This is a genomic window from Thalassospira povalilytica (assembly GCF_002844235.1).
Lineage (GTDB): Bacteria > Pseudomonadota > Alphaproteobacteria > Rhodospirillales > Thalassospiraceae > Thalassospira > Thalassospira povalilytica.
Genome location: NZ_PGTS01000002.1, coordinates 552,217 through 569,700, shown reverse-complemented (window position 1 = coordinate 569,700; position 17,484 = coordinate 552,217). Strand labels below are relative to the sequence as shown.

Annotated in this window: 15 protein-coding genes; 6 read left to right on the top strand and 9 right to left on the bottom strand. The window is 49.2% G+C overall.

The window, feature by feature from the left end; genetic code table 11:
- Positions 1-14 precede the first annotated feature (14 nt).
- Positions 15-1,232, top strand: coding sequence for a CaiB/BaiF CoA transferase family protein (locus tag CU041_RS06910; RefSeq protein WP_101246258.1), 1,218 nt, complete (start codon positions 15-17; stop codon positions 1,230-1,232).
- Positions 1,229-2,089 carry a citryl-CoA lyase gene (locus CU041_RS06905; protein ID WP_101246257.1) on the top strand — a complete coding sequence of 287 codons (861 nt, stop codon included), beginning with the start codon at positions 1,229-1,231 and terminating at the stop codon, positions 2,087-2,089. Before CU041_RS06910 ends, CU041_RS06905 begins: the two co-directional genes overlap by 4 nt.
- A gap of 28 nt (positions 2,090-2,117) precedes the next feature.
- Here the strand turns inward: CU041_RS06905 and CU041_RS06900 are convergent, their stop codons facing one another.
- Positions 2,118-3,242, bottom strand: a complete 1,125-nt coding sequence (locus CU041_RS06900) for an ABC transporter substrate-binding protein (RefSeq protein WP_068519055.1) — start codon at positions 3,240-3,242, stop codon at positions 2,118-2,120.
- Positions 3,243-3,393: 151 nt separating this feature from the next.
- Between CU041_RS06900 and CU041_RS06895 the strand changes: the two genes are divergently transcribed.
- From CU041_RS06895 to rfbC, 3 genes are all read left to right on the top strand, one after another.
- Positions 3,394-4,059, top strand: a complete 666-nt coding sequence (locus tag CU041_RS06895) for a response regulator transcription factor (protein WP_101246256.1) — start codon at positions 3,394-3,396, stop codon at positions 4,057-4,059.
- Entirely contained in the window at positions 4,056-5,456 is a 1,401-nt protein-coding gene (locus CU041_RS06890) for a sensor histidine kinase (protein WP_101246255.1), read from the top strand. The genes CU041_RS06895 and CU041_RS06890 overlap by 4 nt, the downstream gene beginning before the upstream one ends.
- Before the next feature lie 241 nt (positions 5,457-5,697).
- On the top strand, positions 5,698-6,255 hold the full coding sequence (gene rfbC, locus CU041_RS06885) for a dTDP-4-dehydrorhamnose 3,5-epimerase (RefSeq protein ID WP_101246254.1): 558 nt from the start codon (positions 5,698-5,700) through the stop codon (positions 6,253-6,255).
- Between the two features lie 7 nt (positions 6,256-6,262).
- Here the strand turns inward: rfbC and rfbA are convergent, their stop codons facing one another.
- The 8 genes from rfbA to CU041_RS06845 all read right to left on the bottom strand — a co-directional run bounded on the left by rfbA (position 6,263) and on the right by CU041_RS06845 (position 16,017).
- On the bottom strand, positions 6,263-7,144 hold the full coding sequence (gene rfbA, locus CU041_RS06880) for a glucose-1-phosphate thymidylyltransferase RfbA (protein ID WP_101246253.1): 882 nt from the start codon (positions 7,142-7,144) through the stop codon (positions 6,263-6,265).
- Positions 7,137-8,048, bottom strand: coding sequence for a dTDP-4-dehydrorhamnose reductase (gene rfbD / locus CU041_RS06875; protein ID WP_101246252.1), 912 nt, complete (start codon positions 8,046-8,048; stop codon positions 7,137-7,139). The genes rfbA and rfbD overlap by 8 nt, the downstream gene beginning before the upstream one ends.
- Entirely contained in the window at positions 8,041-9,105 is a 1,065-nt protein-coding gene (gene rfbB, locus CU041_RS06870; protein WP_101246251.1) for a dTDP-glucose 4,6-dehydratase, read from the bottom strand. The genes rfbD and rfbB overlap by 8 nt, the downstream gene beginning before the upstream one ends.
- A 111-nt stretch (positions 9,106-9,216) precedes the next feature.
- Positions 9,217-10,152, bottom strand: a complete 936-nt coding sequence (locus CU041_RS06865) for a hypothetical protein (RefSeq protein WP_170310165.1) — start codon at positions 10,150-10,152, stop codon at positions 9,217-9,219.
- Positions 10,153-10,646: 494 nt separating this feature from the next.
- Positions 10,647-11,522, bottom strand: coding sequence for an alpha/beta hydrolase (locus tag CU041_RS06860; RefSeq protein ID WP_170310164.1), 876 nt, complete (start codon positions 11,520-11,522; stop codon positions 10,647-10,649).
- A gap of 22 nt (positions 11,523-11,544) precedes the next feature.
- Positions 11,545-12,621: an autotransporter outer membrane beta-barrel domain-containing protein gene (locus CU041_RS06855; RefSeq protein ID WP_170310163.1), complete on the bottom strand. Its 1,077-nt coding sequence runs from the start codon at positions 12,619-12,621 to the stop codon at positions 11,545-11,547.
- A gap of 288 nt (positions 12,622-12,909) precedes the next feature.
- On the bottom strand, positions 12,910-14,982 hold the full coding sequence (locus CU041_RS06850; protein WP_170310162.1) for a hypothetical protein: 2,073 nt from the start codon (positions 14,980-14,982) through the stop codon (positions 12,910-12,912).
- Between the two features lie 162 nt (positions 14,983-15,144).
- Positions 15,145-16,017 (bottom strand): glycosyltransferase family 2 protein, encoded by an 873-nt coding sequence (locus CU041_RS06845; RefSeq protein ID WP_101246246.1) that lies wholly within the window; start codon positions 16,015-16,017, stop codon positions 15,145-15,147.
- 102 nt (positions 16,018-16,119) lie between these two features.
- On the opposite strand from CU041_RS06845, the gene CU041_RS06840 reads away from it, so the two are divergent.
- On the top strand, positions 16,120-17,445 hold the full coding sequence (locus CU041_RS06840; protein ID WP_101246245.1) for a glycosyltransferase family 4 protein: 1,326 nt from the start codon (positions 16,120-16,122) through the stop codon (positions 17,443-17,445).
- The last annotated feature ends 39 nt before the right edge of the window (positions 17,446-17,484 follow it).

The window sequence follows — 17,484 nt, the reverse complement described above, 5'->3', positions numbered from 1 at the left end:
TTTAAGGAAATTCCATGAACGGATCAAAATCGCTTTCCGGTATCACGGTGCTGGACCTTACCAATGTTCTGGCCGGGCCGTTTTGTTGTCATCAGCTTGCCCATCTTGGCGCGGACGTGATCAAGGTCGAAGCACCGGGGCGCGGGGATCTTGCGCGGCAGCTGGGTGCGGACATGGCCCTGAATGAAAAACTTATGGGCGTCTCGTTCATGGCGCAAAATGCCGGAAAGAAGTCGATCACCCTTAATCTCAAGGATCCGCGCGGCAAAGAGATTCTCAAGAAACTGGTCGAACGCGCCGATGTGCTGGTCGAGAATTTTCGCCCGGGCGTCATGGACCGTCTCGGGCTTGGGTATGACATCCTGTCACAGGTGAACCCGAAGCTTGTCTATTGCGCGATTTCCGGGTTCGGGCAAACCGGCCCGATGAAAAAGCTTCCGGCCTATGATCAGATTGTTCAGGGTCTTTCGGGCATCATGACGATTACCGGCGAGCAGGGTAAGGGTACCTATCGCGTTGGTTATCCGGTAGCGGATACGATTGGCGGCATGACGGCTGCTTTTGCGATCAGCTCGGCGCTGGCCGGACGTGCGCTTGGCAACAAGGACGGCAAGGGCTGCTTTATCGATATCTCGATGCTGGAATCTGTCATTGCGACCATGGGCTGGGTGGTTTCAAACTATCTGGTTGCGGGCAAGGAACCGACCGCCAATGGCAATGACAATTTCACATCGTCGCCATCGGGAACGTTCCGCACCGCAGACGGCCAAATCAATATCGCTGCAAACAAACAGGAACAGTTCGAGGCATTATGCGGTGTGCTTGGGCTGGAAGAGCTGATTGGTGACGACCGCTTTACGTCGCGCAAGGAACGGCTTGAAAACAGGGAAGTCTTGACCGGTCTTCTTGAAAATGTGCTGAGGACGGATGCCACGGATCATTGGGTTGAACGTTTCAACGCGGTTGGGGTGCCGGCCGGTGCGGTTCTGACCGTTCCGCAGGTGCTGGCACTGCCACAAATTGCCGATCGGGGAATGTTGGCGTCCTTTGAAAATGTCCCGGGAGCCGGGCGCGATATCCGCATTCTCAAGACCGGGATCAAGATGGACGGGGATGCGCCGTCGGTCGATATGCCGCCCCCGGAACTTGGTCAGGACAATACCGATATTCTGACCGGGCTTGGTCTGTCGGCGGACGAAATTTCAACATTGGCCAATGAGGGCGTATTATGAGCGAGAAGACAGCAACCGAAATCGAACAGGAAGTTCGCGACTGGTGGCATACCGGTATCATCGATATGGAGCCCGGAAAAATCCATTACGGCGGCTATGCAATCGAAGAACTTATCGGAAATGTCAGTTTCCCGACGATGATCTGGCTGATGACGCGCGGCGAACTGCCGACAACTGGTCAGGCGCGATTACTCGAAGCAGCCCTGGTTTCCGCCGTTGATCATGGCCCGCAAGCGCCAAGCATTGCCATTGCCCGGATGGCTGCGACATGCGGGGTCGGGCTTAACAATGCCATGGCAAGTGCCGTGAACGTTCTGGGCGATGTTCATGGCGGTGCGGGCGAGCAGGCCGTCAGCCTTTATCATGATATCGCAAACCGCATCGATCGCGGTGTGGTGTTTGAGGAAGCGGTGTCTGACGGACTGGATCATCAGATTGCAGAACATGGCAAACATGTTCCGGGTTTCGGTCACCGGTTCCATCCGGTTGATCCGCGGGCGCCCCGGCTGCTTGAACTGGTCAAGGTCGCCGCTGAGGACGGGCATGTTTCAGGCCGGTTTGGACGGATCGCAAGCGGTATCGAGGATGAATTGCTCAAACGCAAAGGCAAACGCATTCCGATGAATATCGATGGTGCCACAGCGGTGATCTATGCCGAACTCGGCTTTGCACCGGAATTGGCGCGCGGTTTGTTTTGCCTGTCCCGTTCTGTCGGTATCCTTGCCCATGCCTGGGAGCAGACCAGTCAGGGTGGCCGCAACAAGGGCCCGATCCCGCGTCGCATGATCTGGAGCTATACGGGGCCTGAACGCCGACCGGTTCCCGAAGGTGCAAAAACGGAATGCAACAAGGCCTGATGACGGAATGAATGCCGGGCAGGGTGCCTTAGCGACGGTTTAGCAAGGAATCCTGCCAACGGCGAATAAAGCGCTGGCGCTTGGCCTGATCAAGATAGACCAGAAGACCCGGACCGACTGGAAAAGAACGTACCCGTTCGCCGTAACGGTCAAAAATCAGCGACGAGAACGGGCTTTGCGGGACATCGGCGCGGACCGGGTTGAAATTGCCCTCGCTTTGCAGAACGCTTTGGCCCTTGATCGATAACATGAAGTCGAGGAAACGGGCACCAAGGTCGGGGTTCTGTGCGTCGCGCGGAATGATGGCAATCCGCGAATACACGACAATAAAGTCGTCGGGCAGGATAACGCCAAGGTTCGGGTTGCGATGGCTGAACGTCTCAGCATAGGAGCCAAGAAGATTGTACCCAAGCACCACCTGCCCATCGGCGATTTTTTCCAGCATTGGTGACGTGTTGGAATAAAGCTTCACCTTCGACTGGCCAAGTGTGCGCACGAAATCCCAGATACCCGGAAAGAAGCGTTCATCGCGGGCCAGAAACAGAAAACCAACCCCGCTTCGTTCAATGTCATAGGTGGTAACCTTCTCACTGAACAGATCATCATGTTTGGTCAGGAGTTCGATGAAGGCATCGCGGGTTCTGGGCGGTTCAAGATTGTGTTCGCGAAAAAATGCCCGGTTGTAGGCAATGACGGCGGGTTCCTGCGTTACGGCAAAGGCTTCGTTGCGCCAGCGCGCCCAATGTGGCAAGGCGCGCGTCTGGCTGCTTTGATGTGAAATGGCATAGCCGTCATTGGCCAGTTTCATCTGCAAGTCCATGGACGAACTGATGATCAGATCGGCATTTGGTTCGTCATTGGCACGCTGTGCCAGTGTCATGTCATACATTTCAAGGGTTTGAAGCTGATGATATTCGACACCAACATATGGGTTTTCTTGCTGAAACGCTTCGATGACCGGGGAAAATGCGCCAATATCGGCAGAACCGTAAATAACCGCGGACGGGGTATCGGGTGATAAAAGTGACTGTTCCGGGTCGGAAATCTGGGATGTTCGCAGCGGGGCAAAGGTAAAGACTTCCGCCAATGCAGAAGATGCTTGCATCGCAACCACGATGGCACATAAACGAATAATGGTACGGCCCAGGGTCATTTCGGATACTCTATGTCACGGTCGGCCAGAGACGACTGGCTGGATACGGGCAAAGCGTTTCAACATAAACGGCCATATCAAAGCCAATACCAAGAACGGCAAAGCATAACAACGCCGTAGAACGGTTTATCAGGGAAGAGTAACACAAACAATGAGAGTCCTTGTCGTCGAAGATCACGCCGCACTGGCTGACGGGATTGCACAGTCTTTAAGGCAATCGGGTTATGCGGTTGATATCATTGCCGATGGCGAGGAAGCCGACGATATCCTGCGGACGCAGGAATACGGGCTTGTGGTGCTTGATCTCAACCTTCCGAAGCTCGACGGGCTTGAAATCCTGCGGCGGTTGCGTCATCGGGGGGCGGAAAGTGCCGTTTTGATCCTGACGGCGCGTGGCGATATCGAAGACCGGGTGAAGGGACTTGATCTTGGCGCCGACGATTATCTGGCCAAACCGTTTGAGCTTGTCGAGCTTGAAGCACGGGTGAGGGCGCTGATGCGCCGTCATGCGGGTACGCACAACACCCAGATCAAATGCGGCCAAGTGACTTTCGATACGGTTGCCCGCCGCGTCATGATTGACGGCAATGACGTCGATATTCCACGCCGCGAGCTCAATATCCTTGAAATCTTGCTGTTGCGGGTCGGTCATGTTCTGAGCAAGGAACAAATTGCAGACCAGTTGGCCGGATTTGAAGACGATATCAGTGCAAATGCGGTCGAACTTTATATCAGCCGGCTGCGCAAGCGTGTCGAAACAGCCGACGTCAAAATCCAGACGGTTCGCGGGCTTGGATATTTGTTGAAAAAGACATGAAATGGCGTAACGGATCTCTTAGACGCAGGCTTGTCATCTGGCTGCTGATACCGCTTTTGGTGATCAGTTCATTGATGTTGCTTGAAGTGCGCAGCAACGCTGTTAGGTCGACAAACCAGGCATTTGACAGGGCACTTTTAAGTTCTGCATTGGCCATTGCAGATCGCGTGGTCATGATCGGCGGGAAGATCGAGGTTGATGTTCCCTATGTCGCGCTTGAGATGCTGACAAGTGCGGCCGAAGACCGGGTATTTTATCAGGTAAGTACCGGGCAGGGCGAATTCATCACCGGATACGAAGACTTGCCCCCGGTGCCGGACCGTTTGCTGCCGCTGCGCGAAGAACCGGTATTTTATGATGCGGTCTATAATGGTGAACCGGTGCGCATTGGTGCATTGTCGCGATATGTTGCAAGTGTTCGAAAAGCAACGCGTTTTCAGGTTCTTGTGGCGGAAACAATGGGTACCAGAACCAGTCTGAGCGAGGATATTCTGGCCAGTGCTGCTGCACGTCAGATTGTGCTGATCATGCTTGCCGCAATCATTGTCTGGTTCGGGATCGGTCAGGGTCTTAAGCCGCTAACACGGCTTGAAGAAGCCTTGAACCGTCGCTCGCCAACCGATTTGCGACCCATCTTGCATGACGTTCCGACCGAAGTGCGACATCTTGTAGGAGCGATCAATCAGCTGTTCGGACGCCTTGAAAACAGCCTCAAGACCATGCAGCGCTTTACAGCGGATGCAGCCCACCAGCTGCGGACTCCCTTGGCGGCATTGCGAACCCAGGCAGAACTTGGCCAGCGGGAAGATGATCCGGAAAAAATGCGCCAAATCATGGAAACCATCGCGTCTTCAACCCGACAAACCTCACATCTGGCCAATCAGTTATTGGCGTCTGCGCGTGCAGCACCCGAAGGCCTGGCCGGACGTCCGTTTGAAAAAATCGATCTCTGTGCCATCACACGTGCGGTGACCAGTGCAAAGGTTCCAGCTGCGATCGAAAACGGCATTGATCTTGGGTACGAGGGCCTGACAGAGCCGGTATTGATTATGGGTGACGCAACCCTGATTGAAGAACTTCTTAAAAACCTGGTGCATAACGCGCTGATCTATTGCCCGGATGGCAGTGCGGTGACGGTGCGTCTTGAAAATGATCGAAAACCGGGGTTCGTGCGGCTAAGCGTCGAGGACAATGGCCCGGGCATTCCGATTGAACATCACAAGGATGTTTTCAAACGGTTCTATCGGATGAGTGAATCCGGTCAGGAAGAGGGTTGCGGCCTTGGCCTGTCGATCGTCAAAGAAATTGCTGCACGTCACGACACCAAAGTGAAATTAACACAGCCCGAACGCAACAGCGGGTGTGTGTTCAGCATTTCATTCAAACGCAGTTCATAGCAGCGGGAGCATCTGTGCGCAGGCATCAAACTCAATGCATTGCGTGAGATAATAGAATGCAGTGAATTGAAGAGATTATATATTTCTCCATAAATGCTATTTATAAATATTTGTCATAATATATATTATAGAACTAAGTGAGGTACCCCTTGCCAGCGGACAGCCTTGTTCAATGCCGTCAAGAAATGTACTAGGAATACAGAGTTGGTAGTTACTGGTTTACCTGTTGAAGAGAAAGTTGATGAAGATTAAGGCGCTTGAAATTCCAGACGTTAAAGTTCTCTATCCTGCCAAATTTGATGATGATCGAGGGTTCTTCTCTGAGATCTATAACAAGTCCACCTACGAAAAAATTGGAATACAGGAAGAGTTCGTTCAGGATAACCACTCTCTTTCTAGAGCGGTCGGCGTCATCCGAGGTCTGCATTATCAATGCAGTCCGTTTGCACAAGCCAAACTTGTACGTGTTGTCAGGGGAACAATCCTTGATGTTGCCGTCGATATCCGAAAAAATTCAGAAACGTTTGGGCGATGGGTGTCGGCAGAAATAAGTGCGCAGGCGTGGAACCAGATATACATTCCCAAAGGCTTTGCGCATGGGTTTGTAACGTTGGAAGAAAACACGGAAGTGAACTACAAAGTTTCAGCGCGATATGCTCCTGAGTTAGAGAAATCTATCGCCTGGAATGACCCCGCACTTAAAATCGAGTGGCGGATTTCTGAAGGCGCAGTAACTCTCTCAGATAAAGACATGCAACCGATGAGTTTTGCTGCATATTGCCAGTGTCCGGATTTTTGATGACACCTCACCCATGTTCGTAAGTGTGCAACACCAAATTCAGATAGTCTTTGTATGATCCTGCGCCGAATTCATTTGCAAGTTTCTCAAATTTAGAAACGGTAATCATTCCGGTCCTTAGAGCAATTTCTTCCGGGCAAGCAATTTTAAGACTTTGACGGCTCTCAATAGTTCGAACAAAGTTGGCAGCGTCGAGCATGGTGTCATGTGTGCCAGCATCAAGCCACGCATATCCGCGTCCTAACTTCTGGACAGCCAAATTGCCGTTTTTTAGATATGCTTTGTTCACATCCGTGATTTCAAGCTCCCCTCTTCCCGACGGCTTAATAGAGCGTGCGATCTCGACCACCTCGGGGTCGTAAAAATACAACCCGGTGACTGCAAAGTTTGACCGCGGCTTGGTTGGCTTCTCAATTATATCGATCGCTTTACCATCGCCGTCAAACTCTACAACCCCATAGCGCTCCGGATTTTGTACAAAATAGGCAAACACAGTTGCACCACTTGATTGTCGCGCGGCGTTCGTGAGCAAATCGGTCAAACCGTGGCCGAAATAGATATTGTCGCCTAAAATCAGGCAGCATGGATCACTTCCAATAAATTCAGAGCCAACAATAAATGCATCCGCCAGCCCTTTCGGCGAATGCTGGACTGCATATTCCAGCCGGATACCCCATTTGTTGCCGTCGCCCAAAAGCTCACGAAATAGTGGCACATCTCTTGGCGTGCTTATGATCAATATTTCCCGTATCCCTGCGAGCATGAGCGTTGTCAGCGGATAATAGATCATAGGCTTGTCATAGACAGGTTGCAGCTGCTTTGACGTAACCAAGGTTGATGGGTATAGCCTGCTTCCTATTCCACCAGCGAGGATGATGCCTTTACGCATGATCTTGACCTTCTGAAAGTTTTGTCAGCGTTGTGATCAGGCTCTGACGAAATGCAGGTAAACCAAACCCGAAACATGCTTTGAATTTGTCTGTTGCCATCACTGAATTCACGGGACGGCTGGCCGGTTGTTGAAAGCTCTCGCTGGTAACCGGTTTGATTTTACACTCTGTGCCAGACCAACTGTCCCCCAATATTCTGGATGCTTCCGCTTGGATTTTCATGGAAAACTGATACCAGGTCATTGGGGCATCGGAGCACAAATGATAGGTCCCAAACTTGTCAAATCCCGGACGGGTTATGGCTGGGAGTATGTTTAAAATGGCTGCAGCTAGATCGAGGAAAGATGTTGGACAGCCTGTTTGGTCATCAACCACTGCGATTTCGTTTTTTGTACTTAGCAATCGCATGATTGTTTTCAGGAAGTTGTCACCATATGGGCTGTAACCCCATGCAGTTCGGAAAATAAGGTGTGCGTCGGTGACAGAGCTAAGAGCAATTTCTCCAGCTAACTTTGTTTGTCCGTATATGCCAAGTGGCCCGACCTTATCAGTTTCCCGATAGGGAAAAGCCCCCTGCCCGTCAAAAACATAGTCTGTTGAGATATGGACCACTGGCAGTGAACGTTTAGCTGCAGCTAGAGCGATGGTTCGAACAGCCTCGCAATTGACGAGTTTTGCTATATCACTGTTGGTTTCTGCAAGGTCGACTGCAGTATAAGCAGCAGTGTTGACAATTGCATCAGGCTCTTCGTTGTCGATTATTCTAAGAATACTATCGAGATCTGTGAAATCGCATTCGTTCCGACTCGCAAACTTTAGTTGCAGCTCAGGGTAGTGGTGGCTGCAAGCCGCCATGCTTTGACCGAGTTGGCCGTTTCTTCCGAATACCAAAGTTTCAGTCATCGCCCTTCCCCGTGCCCAGTCGATTGCCGGGATATTTTGTTTCGACGATTGGCTCCCACCAGTCTCGATTTTCGATATACCAGTTTACAGTGCTCATAAGACCGGTCTCAAAGTCGTATACTGGTTGCCAGTCCAGAGTTTTGGCAAGTTTGCTTGGGTCAATTGCGTAGCGCCAGTCGTGACCAGGGCGGTCGGCAATAAACTCTGAAGCCTCTTCAAAATTGCTAAACCCTGATATCGGAAATCGGTCTTGAACTAAACCAAAGATTCTTCGGGCGACATCCAGATTGGAGCGTTCATTACGACTGCCGATGTTATAACTTTCGCCGACAACGCCTTTGGCCAAAATGGTAAACAAAGCAAGGGCGTGGTCTTCAACGTGCAGCCAGTCTCTTACATTCTGGCCGGTTCCGTATATAGGCAGTTTTTTTCCCAACAGGGAATTTATGATCATTAGCGGGATAAGCTTTTCTGGGAACTGGAATGGTCCGTAGTTGTTTGTACAATTGCAGATGATGACCGGCAATTCATAGGTATGGTGCCATGCGCGTACCAAATGGTCCGAACTAGCCTTACTGGCCGCATACGGAGAATTCGGTGCATATGGTGTGTTCTCTTTAAACAGGTCTGTGCTGCCAAGTGTGCCAAAGACTTCGTCTGTAGAAACGTGTACGAACCTAAATTGTGATCGCTCGACGGCATTCAGGCCGTAAAAGTACGCACGAGCAGCTTCGAGCAGGCTAAATGTGCCGAAGATGTTCGTCTTCATAAACTCCGCAGGTCCATCAATTGAGCGATCTACATGGCTCTCGGCTGCCAAATGTATTACCGCTGTTGGTTGGAAAGTCTCAAATAATTTCGCGATCTGCGGGCCGTTGCAAATATCTTCCTTTGTGAATGAATAGTTCGGATTTTCCGAGATGCTGTTTAGCGAGCGTAAGTCTGCGGCGTAAGTAAGTTTGTCGAGATTCAACACCTTACAATTGCCTTTTCTGATGAGGAGCCGGCAAACAGCAGAACCTATAAATCCGGCGCCACCCGTTACAATAATCCTCATTGATTCCCTAAAAATTTAAGTTAAAAACACCAGTTACGTAAATATACGTGGCGTGAATTCGCATAAGTATTCCCTTTTTGGAATTGTGTATGCGCAAAATGCCGCCCTGTTCTATCCGTTTTGTATTGTGTTCGGGTGGGGATCTGGAAGTTCTGGAACGGAAATCAGGGGAGTTCTTCGATTGAGAAATGTTCTTGGCCATATTTCACCCATTTGCCATAGAACTCCAACCAGTGCGAATGACAGGACGAAGGGACCATGGAAGTATCCGGCACTCCTGATCGCTGCCATCACCAGAAAACATGCAATTACTGAGATCGTGCAATTTCCAAATTTATTGATGATAGCCAGACAGCTCAGACCAAAGTAGGTAACAAGCGCTAATCCAAATATACCGGTTTCGCCGATCAACTTGAGTAGGACGCAGCTACCGTCATCTTTGTTGAGCTGTCCGTGAGATATTCTCTCAATTGCAGAGCTTGCAACAGCCCCGTCAAAGTAAATGCTGAAATTACCAATGCCGGATCCCACAATATCCATGAGGCCAGCCAATGCCATATGAACACCATTGGCATACACCATTGCAGACAAGTTGACGCCGGGTTCGATTGTGCCTGTCATAACTTCGAAGACACCATAGAAGCGCCGTGCGATAGGTGAAAGGAACTCCAGCCCAAATATGTACCAGCCGACAAGGACCAAAGATATGGAGCCGACAACCAAACCGAGCGCTGCAACCTGACGCGGCCAAGTGTTAACTTTTACGATCAATAGTACTGTCAGCAATACAATACCAATAAAGGCGGTTGCAGAAACAGCCAATGCTATCGAGACTGATGTTAGTATACTGATTGCATTCAGATGGTGGCCATATCGGTTTTTTAAGAAGACCAGAGGCACCAAACAAAGTGCAACATGTGATCCTTCGCCATACAACCCTGTACTTCCGATGGATCCAAATATATACATCCGAACGGTATTGAAATCATACAAATGGTAGATGTCCAATATGTCCAAGACTTGAAAAGATAATTGTGCGATGAGCATTGTAAGTATCGCATATCGAAGAGTATGAAAATTGTCTTGCAAACAAAATCGCAATGAGTAGTACACGGCCACAAAATACAAAATAAATACCACAATCATAATTGTCGATCGGTAATCTATTCCATTATATAGAGAAAATAGAACGTGTTGTGTTAGTAGTATTGCAGATATGATAATCGGAAATGGGTCAATATTACGATAAATGTATGGTAAAAATATGATAAATGATGCAATGGAAATGTATACATTAATGCCAACGTCATAATTGTTCGGTCCAAATTCAATTGGCCATAGGAAAATAGTAGAGGATACTACTATAGCACTTATTATTGAATATATACGTGACGTGCTGAACGACATATTAGGAAATCATCTCTTGGGGGTTATGTTAGTCGATGTTTCAGGAATTGAAAGTGACCGGCAAATCCACTGTCTGAGCAGCATTGACTTCTGCTCATAAATAATCGGGATATAGGGGCGCCAAGTGCATCAAATCATCTTGACGCAAGTCTGCCGATTATATCCTGATAGTGCTCTGCCCAGTAATTGCTCCAACAACAATTGTGATCTAATCCGGAGACTTCCTGCCAGTCAACAGTAGCTGGTGATAGATCTCTTAATCTCTTTAGTTCATATTTCGATAGTTCAGGCGGGATAACATCATCTTCGCTTGCAAGTAGATGAAGTTGTTTGGTTAGGGCAATCTTAGCATACAACGCTGCGGGATTCATCGATTGGCCGAGAGGGGAAATATCGTGATAACGGGTCCAGCTCTGGTGATTGATTAACCCGGACAGGGTTATGATCGCCGAAATATCACTTCGCTGTGCGGCAAGGAGCATCGCTATCGTCCCCCCTCCAGAACCACCTACAAGAATGAGGCCGCGGTGACTGCGCTGTGCGAGCAGTTTATCGATGGCGTTGTTCATATCGGCTACAACGACACGATGAAAGCGGGCATCGGTCCACAATGCCGTACGGCAGTTTACGCCAAGGCCTGCCTCTATTACGTACTGACAGGGTCTTGCCAAATATGCTGCGTTATAAAATCTATCTTGCAGGGCGACATCAAGCATAAAGGGTTTGCGTGGCGTTGGATCTGGAGATGCCCAGTTCTGCTTAACCCAAGCATACCCGTCACCCTCTATATAAATCACCATAGGGCCATCGGCATTACGCTGAGGAGCCAGGTAGGATTTCAACGTAAAATGTGGTGTTTCTAAAAATTGCCCTTCCCAACGGGATGATAGTGCCAGACTGTCTGCATTCCGATATGCGCCAGATGCGGTTAGTGACTGGCAGGAAGGCAATGTGCTAAAACACAAAAAGGCCAGACAGATGTGTCTGGCCTTTTTGAAAATATATCTCATCGTCACAATCCGGCTGGATCGATTAGAAGTTTACGCGCACCATGGCGGTCCCGCTGGTCTGGCTGTAGTCATCACGGCCCAACTGCGTCTTGATCTGGAAAAATCCTTCCAGAACGCCGTCTTGTGATGAGACCTTCAGGCCCAAACCGGTGTCAAAGGCGTTGGCGTCTTCGTTGATTTCGTCAGAGAAGTCATGAAGGTAATCGACGCTTACGAACGGTGTAAACATTACAGAAGAGGCTGCGAAATCATACGATGCTACACCACCGATGCGGCCCTGGTCAGTCTTGGCTGAGGTTGCTGTGACAACGTTGGCGTTACTTTCGATGTAGCCATCGGTGTCGCGATCCGCCCAGAGGTAACCCAAGTGAGCCGACACTCCAACCTTGTCGAACTTCTTCGAGGTGGTCAGGGTCGTAGCGGCAAAGGTCGTATCAGCATCAAGGTTCGAGGTGGTCGCACCGTTCTGGCGATCCTGATCGATGCTGGACCATGCACGGCCAAGCATGCCGGACAAGTTCAGGTAGTCGGTAAATTCATAAAGTGCGTAACCTGACAAGGTGTAGGCATCTTCTTCGTAGGTACCGTTATTGTAGGTGGTGTCAATGTCGGTCTTCGAGTAGCCAACCGAGAGACCAGCCAAGAAGTTATCTGTGAATCTCTTGTCGGCACCGATATTGAGAGTTTTTACATCACCGTCGAACTGGGTGTCGGCTTTGTCGTTGTCGACATAGGTATAGTTGGCGTTTGCCCAGATGCTGTAAGTTTTTTCGTCTTCACCAGCGGCCAAACCGTTTTGCAGCTTGCTGTCGAACAAAGAGAAGCTCTGTTTGTCTTCTCCGCCATCAAGACCAGATGAAATCGTACCGCCGCCAAATCCGCCGCCGCCAAATCCGCCGCCGCCAAGATTGCCAACCAGAGCATCAAGGTGAGTGGAAATGTTGCTGACATTTGATGATGCAACCGTTCTTCCGATTGTTGGGGTGACAACGGTTGCGCCAGCAGCATTTTCGCCGCTTGCATAGGTTACGGCAGATGCTTGAAACGAAGTTAGTGCAAAAATTGCGCCGATAACAACGCAACCAAACCTTGAATTCACGGTAGGCCTCCTGAGTCGCAAATCTTTATTCCCTTCTTCGACGTATGAGGCATACGGGCAATCGATGCAACCGAAAAAAAACACAATTGACCGAAATTCACCAATATTTTGCCAATATTGACAGTATCTTGGGGCGTGTGTGGTATTTGGGCCACATCTCTTTTGCGCATTTGTTTAAATGCAAATTAAAGGAGTACGGTAGCCAGCTTCGTTATGAGCTTTAATTGCACAGTGGTGTTGGCGCCAACATTAAATGTCGAAGTTATTGTGGGTTTAGGGAGGCTTGGCTCATTTGCCGCTGATTTTGTCGCGTGCGTTATGGAGTTTGTCCAAAATATCATCCGATAAAGCGATATAGCGCTCCAAATTGTAGTTCTGTATGGCATCAATCATGTCTGAGAGACCTTCAAGAACCGTCTGACGACTGGTTGAATTTATTTTCCGCTGACCATCGAACCACAAAACAATCGGGTTCGATGGATATCGCTGCGCAAAGTCGTCCAAAATCTGATCACCTTGGTGGCGGGAAATCCCAACCGCATCGGTATCTGAAAGATAAGAAAAGTATGGTATCAGTGTATCAATGCGAAGCGGGGCTACGTTTATCAGCTGCGCAGCGACATTTCCCCAGTTCTGAACAAGCCGATTTTTGAGATCCTGAAATGGAGCTGGTGCATCTGCAGGTAAATTGGAAAAATCTGCAGTGATAACGAGATACGCTAGTACCAGACTGCTTGTCGGTTCCGTGCTTACTTGATTATATACGTGGCGGATTAAATTTTCACACCACTCCATCTTCCGCTCAGATACGTTTTGCGTGTTGTCGTGGCCTGCCAAGTCTCTGCAACCATTTAAAAATGCACGTTGAAGAGAAATATTGCCGCGCGCGCCGTCATCAGGGATTTGGATAGATAGTTGTTCCACCGGCAAGTCCAAGAACCGTTCGCGATCTAGGCCTTTATTCAGCCAGTACAGCCACCCTGCACTGCTGCTTAATGCAACAATTACAGTAAGGCTAAGGATTAGACCGATGCGCTGAGATTTTATAAAGCCCCTCAAGGGCCTGTTGTTTTTTTTCTTTGAAAGTGTAGCGCCCATAACCAAGGCCAAGAGCGGGATCACGGTGGAAAACTCGAACCAGATTGAGACCACAGCCAGGTAACCCAGTGCTGTCGCTATGACGATTGCTTTATGCTCGGGTGCAGCTTGATGGATCCACAATGCAAACACCGAGATGTATAGTGTTAGTGCAACGATGCCACCTGATAACAGGACTTCATAAGGGATTGAGTGCGTGTGCACAAAATCACGATAAAAGACATCCCAATTTGGGTAGAGAAAGCTTTGTCCGGAAAAACTCAGATAGTTCTGAATATAGAACAGGGAATGACCAAATCCGTTGCCGAACAGGTATGATATGGCACCGTTATCGTCGAATGCATGACTACTTAAATTCAACATTAAGCCGCGAGAGATCATGGAATACAGGCCCGTGGGCAGATCAGGCGCACTATCCTGCTGATAAATGTCGACGGTCTGGCCGACGAAATAAAGCATGGCCATGACTGTGAGCGGCAAGGCGAAGGTGGTGGCGATTGACAAATAGACTGCTCTTCGCTGGAGTACCGGCCATTCCTTTCCGAAAAGCATTGCACTGCCAGCCCACACCAAAAAACTGAAAGTCAGCGCGAGTACGGCCCCTTTGCTGTTGGCATCAAGTGATATCAACATCGCAATCGAAAAGCCGACAATCACAATGGCAATTCGTATCTTTGTGCTCAGACCGTATTGTTGGCAGAGACAATGGACCAAGATCGGCAGCAACACTGCGAAAACGCCAACAAAATCAGTAAACCCGAAAAGTTCGAAGCTGTACTCTTCGCCAACATGCGAAGCTGCGGAAGTGTATAGCACCATGAAAATGCCTGCTATCAACGCTGACCGCATAGCAAGCTTGTTTCGAGCTGTTTTCCATGCAAGCAAACTTAACCCTGACCAGCACAGGAACAGTGCGGGTCCCTCACCCAGCTGCGGGCTGCCCAGAAATGAAAGTAACGGAAAGGGAGAAAAAATACTGGCCAGGCTGCACCACAATGCCAAGAATAAACAGGCAGCAATTGCGTGAGGTATCTGTTTTATTTCTTTTCGATAAAACAGATACCCGACCCAACTCCATGACATCGCGCCAATAGCGAACACCGTGATTACGGTAGGCTCACTGTCGCGCCATACGCCAAATCTGAAGAAAGGTAGTGCTGCGAGGGTGGATAATGTACCAGCTACTAAAATAAAGGCTGGAAGCCACGTTGCGCATCGTACCGGATCGCGTAAAAGAAACACTGATAACTTCTGTACTGTCAATGGTCGCATTCCTCGATGTGCTGTATGCGCGGATTGTGTGCCCTTAACTTAAACATAGTAAGCTAAGTCGCGACATTTTAACACTGATTGCGGCAACAGGTTTTGCCCCAAGAGGCAAGCTGTATTCCGGAATGAGGCGCAATTTATCTAACTGGGACCATGTCAAAGTTTAAGGCGCCGGAAAACTGGTAGTCCATGCCGTTTTGCGAACAGTTTCAAGCTTTGGAAATGCAGTGAATGGGCCCGTGTCCATTTCCATATTTGGCCGCTTTGGCGCCGATGGTCGTGAATGAACTTTACCGCAGGCATAAGCTGAACTCTAAATCCGGCGCGATGAACTCTGGCACATAGATCTACATCATCCATATACAGAAAATAGCCCTCATCCATTTTGCCGACCTGGCAAAACAGTTCGCGCCGAACAAAAAGCCCTGTTCCCATTACCCAGTCAACATCAAACGCGGAGTTTCTCGGGTGCGCCTGCATTAGGTGGGAACGGTTTAGAAGGCTGAAGGGGAAAACGTTTTTGAGAAATGAGCGCCGAACGAGAACATCCAGGCATGAATAAAACGTGCGAGCGGAATATTGCAAGGAACCATCTGGATTGACCAGTTCTGCCCCTACTATGCCAACATCTGGATTTTGATTGATGTGATCCAGCACGAGATGGATGTTTGCTTTTTCCGGATAGCAGTCGGGATTCAGAATGAGAATATTGGCGGCTCTGCCTGCGCGCGATCCGACATTGACGCCAGCGCCAAATCCTCGATTTTCTTGCATGAGAATCACGTTCACTCCCGAGGAGTATGTTTTCATGAGAATCTCCCCGGAGCCATCGGGAGAACAATTGTCTACGACATAGATGTTTTCCGGGCTTACTTCACCTTGCTCAAGTAAATGTTGCACGCATTTACATGTGTCATCGTATGTATTGTAATTTACGATAACAACATCGAGAAGATCGCCAGTTTCTTTTTTAGATGAATTGGCTCGGCGTGATTGTTCATTTGTTGATTGTGGAGCTGAGGCTGTCATTCAGGTCCTGTTTTGCTTGTCGAAAGATCCAAGGAGATTGGGGCAGCTTTACCACGCCGGAAAACTTGAAACTAGACTGGAAAATCAAATGCAGTCAGTGATATGACCTTCTCGGAAGATTGGCGCATTCCGTGCCCGGCTTATGCTTTCATTTGGGAAATGCAACGTATGCAGGTGTCGACAGTCGTCGTGTTATCGGACTCTGTCCGCAGTGACGGAGGTGCTGCAAAAGTCGCTCAAATGAGTGCAGTGGGCCTCAGTAATGCAGGATACAGGGTGATATTCATCAGCGGGGAAACCGCGGATGTTGGCAGTGATTTGAAAACAGCCAATGTAGAGGTCGTCTGTCTTGGTCTTCACACAATTTCCGATCCAGCCAATCGTGTAAAAACGACCTTTACGGGCTTGTGGAATATTGCTGCAGCAAAGCAGTTGAAGAACGTCCTGTCTAATCTTGATCCTGCGAACACAGTTGTTCATTTGCATAGCTGGACCAAATGTCTTTCGTCATCGGTCATCCCCGTCATAAAGCATGCACGATTTCCTCTTGTTTTGACGCTACATGACTATTTTTCAGCTTGTCCAAACGGTGGTTTTTTTGATTACAATACAAATCAAATTTGCGATTTAAGGCCTCTGGGAGTTGCTTGTCTGACAAGAAATTGTGATGCACGAGCTGCTTCGCACAAGATATGGCGAGTTGCTCGTCAAGTTATTCAGCTTGGTCTCGGGAAACTTCCTCAGGCGGTTGATGCATTTATTGCTGTTTCCGACCTTAGCTATGATGTTTTGCGGCCGTATCTTCCTGAAGATGCATCTGTCCATCGCATTAACAATCCCATCGAATGCTCCAAAATACCGCCAGCCAAGCCTGCGGAAAGAGATGGCGTGCTTTTTATCGGACGCCTCTCCAAGGAAAAGGGCCCGGATTTACTGGCAGCGGCAGCACGTGAAGCGCAATTGGAAGTAACATTCGTCGGTGACGGCGAACTGAGAGAAAGCCTGGAAGGCGCCTACCCTGAGCATCATTTTACAGGCTGGTTGTCTTTTTCCGATGTTCTGACACTTGTTGATAAAACCAGATCACTGGTGTTTCCATCCTTATGGTATGAAACTCTCGGTCTTGTTGTTCTTGAATGCGCAGCACGCGGTGTACCTGCGATTGTTTCAGATAATTGTGCTGCTAAAGAAATTGTGGTGCACGAGAAGACAGGGATTCTATTTGCCGGTGGAAGTACGCAGGATTTGAAGAATGCGCTTGATCGTATAAAAGATAACAAAATGGTCGAACGAATGGGGACGTCGGCCTATCAGCATTTTTGGCGCAACCCACCCACATTGGAACAATATATCAATAACTTGGTGAATTGTTATCATCAATTGCCTGATAAGCACCCTGCTCTGCCCAATGCTCAGACAAATCGATAACACGCAGTCAGCACACTCAATCTATTGGCCCGAAGCCTG

What these genes read in the sequence shown, in the direction of transcription:
- rfbC (WP_101246254.1), top strand. Translation starts at nt 5,698, where the DNA reads ATGAAGATTAAGGCGCTTGAAATTCCAGACGTTAAAGTTCTCTATCCT.
- CU041_RS06905 (WP_101246257.1), top strand. Translation starts at nt 1,229, where the DNA reads ATGAGCGAGAAGACAGCAACCGAAATCGAACAGGAAGTTCGCGACTGG.
- CU041_RS06900 (WP_068519055.1), bottom strand. Translation starts at nt 3,242, where the DNA reads ATGACCCTGGGCCGTACCATTATTCGTTTATGTGCCATCGTGGTTGCG.
- rfbD (WP_101246252.1), bottom strand. Translation starts at nt 8,048, where the DNA reads ATGACTGAAACTTTGGTATTCGGAAGAAACGGCCAACTCGGTCAAAGC.
- CU041_RS06865 (WP_170310165.1), bottom strand. Translation starts at nt 10,152, where the DNA reads ATGCTCATCGCACAATTATCTTTTCAAGTCTTGGACATATTGGACATC.
- CU041_RS06840 (WP_101246245.1), top strand. Translation starts at nt 16,120, where the DNA reads ATGACCTTCTCGGAAGATTGGCGCATTCCGTGCCCGGCTTATGCTTTC.
- rfbA (WP_101246253.1), bottom strand. Translation starts at nt 7,144, where the DNA reads ATGCGTAAAGGCATCATCCTCGCTGGTGGAATAGGAAGCAGGCTATAC.
- rfbB (WP_101246251.1), bottom strand. Translation starts at nt 9,105, where the DNA reads ATGAGGATTATTGTAACGGGTGGCGCCGGATTTATAGGTTCTGCTGTT.
- CU041_RS06845 (WP_101246246.1), bottom strand. Translation starts at nt 16,017, where the DNA reads ATGACAGCCTCAGCTCCACAATCAACAAATGAACAATCACGCCGAGCC.
- CU041_RS06890 (WP_101246255.1), top strand. Translation starts at nt 4,056, where the DNA reads ATGAAATGGCGTAACGGATCTCTTAGACGCAGGCTTGTCATCTGGCTG.
- CU041_RS06895 (WP_101246256.1), top strand. Translation starts at nt 3,394, where the DNA reads ATGAGAGTCCTTGTCGTCGAAGATCACGCCGCACTGGCTGACGGGATT.
- CU041_RS06910 (WP_101246258.1), top strand. Translation starts at nt 15, where the DNA reads ATGAACGGATCAAAATCGCTTTCCGGTATCACGGTGCTGGACCTTACC.
- CU041_RS06860 (WP_170310164.1), bottom strand. Translation starts at nt 11,522, where the DNA reads ATGAGATATATTTTCAAAAAGGCCAGACACATCTGTCTGGCCTTTTTG.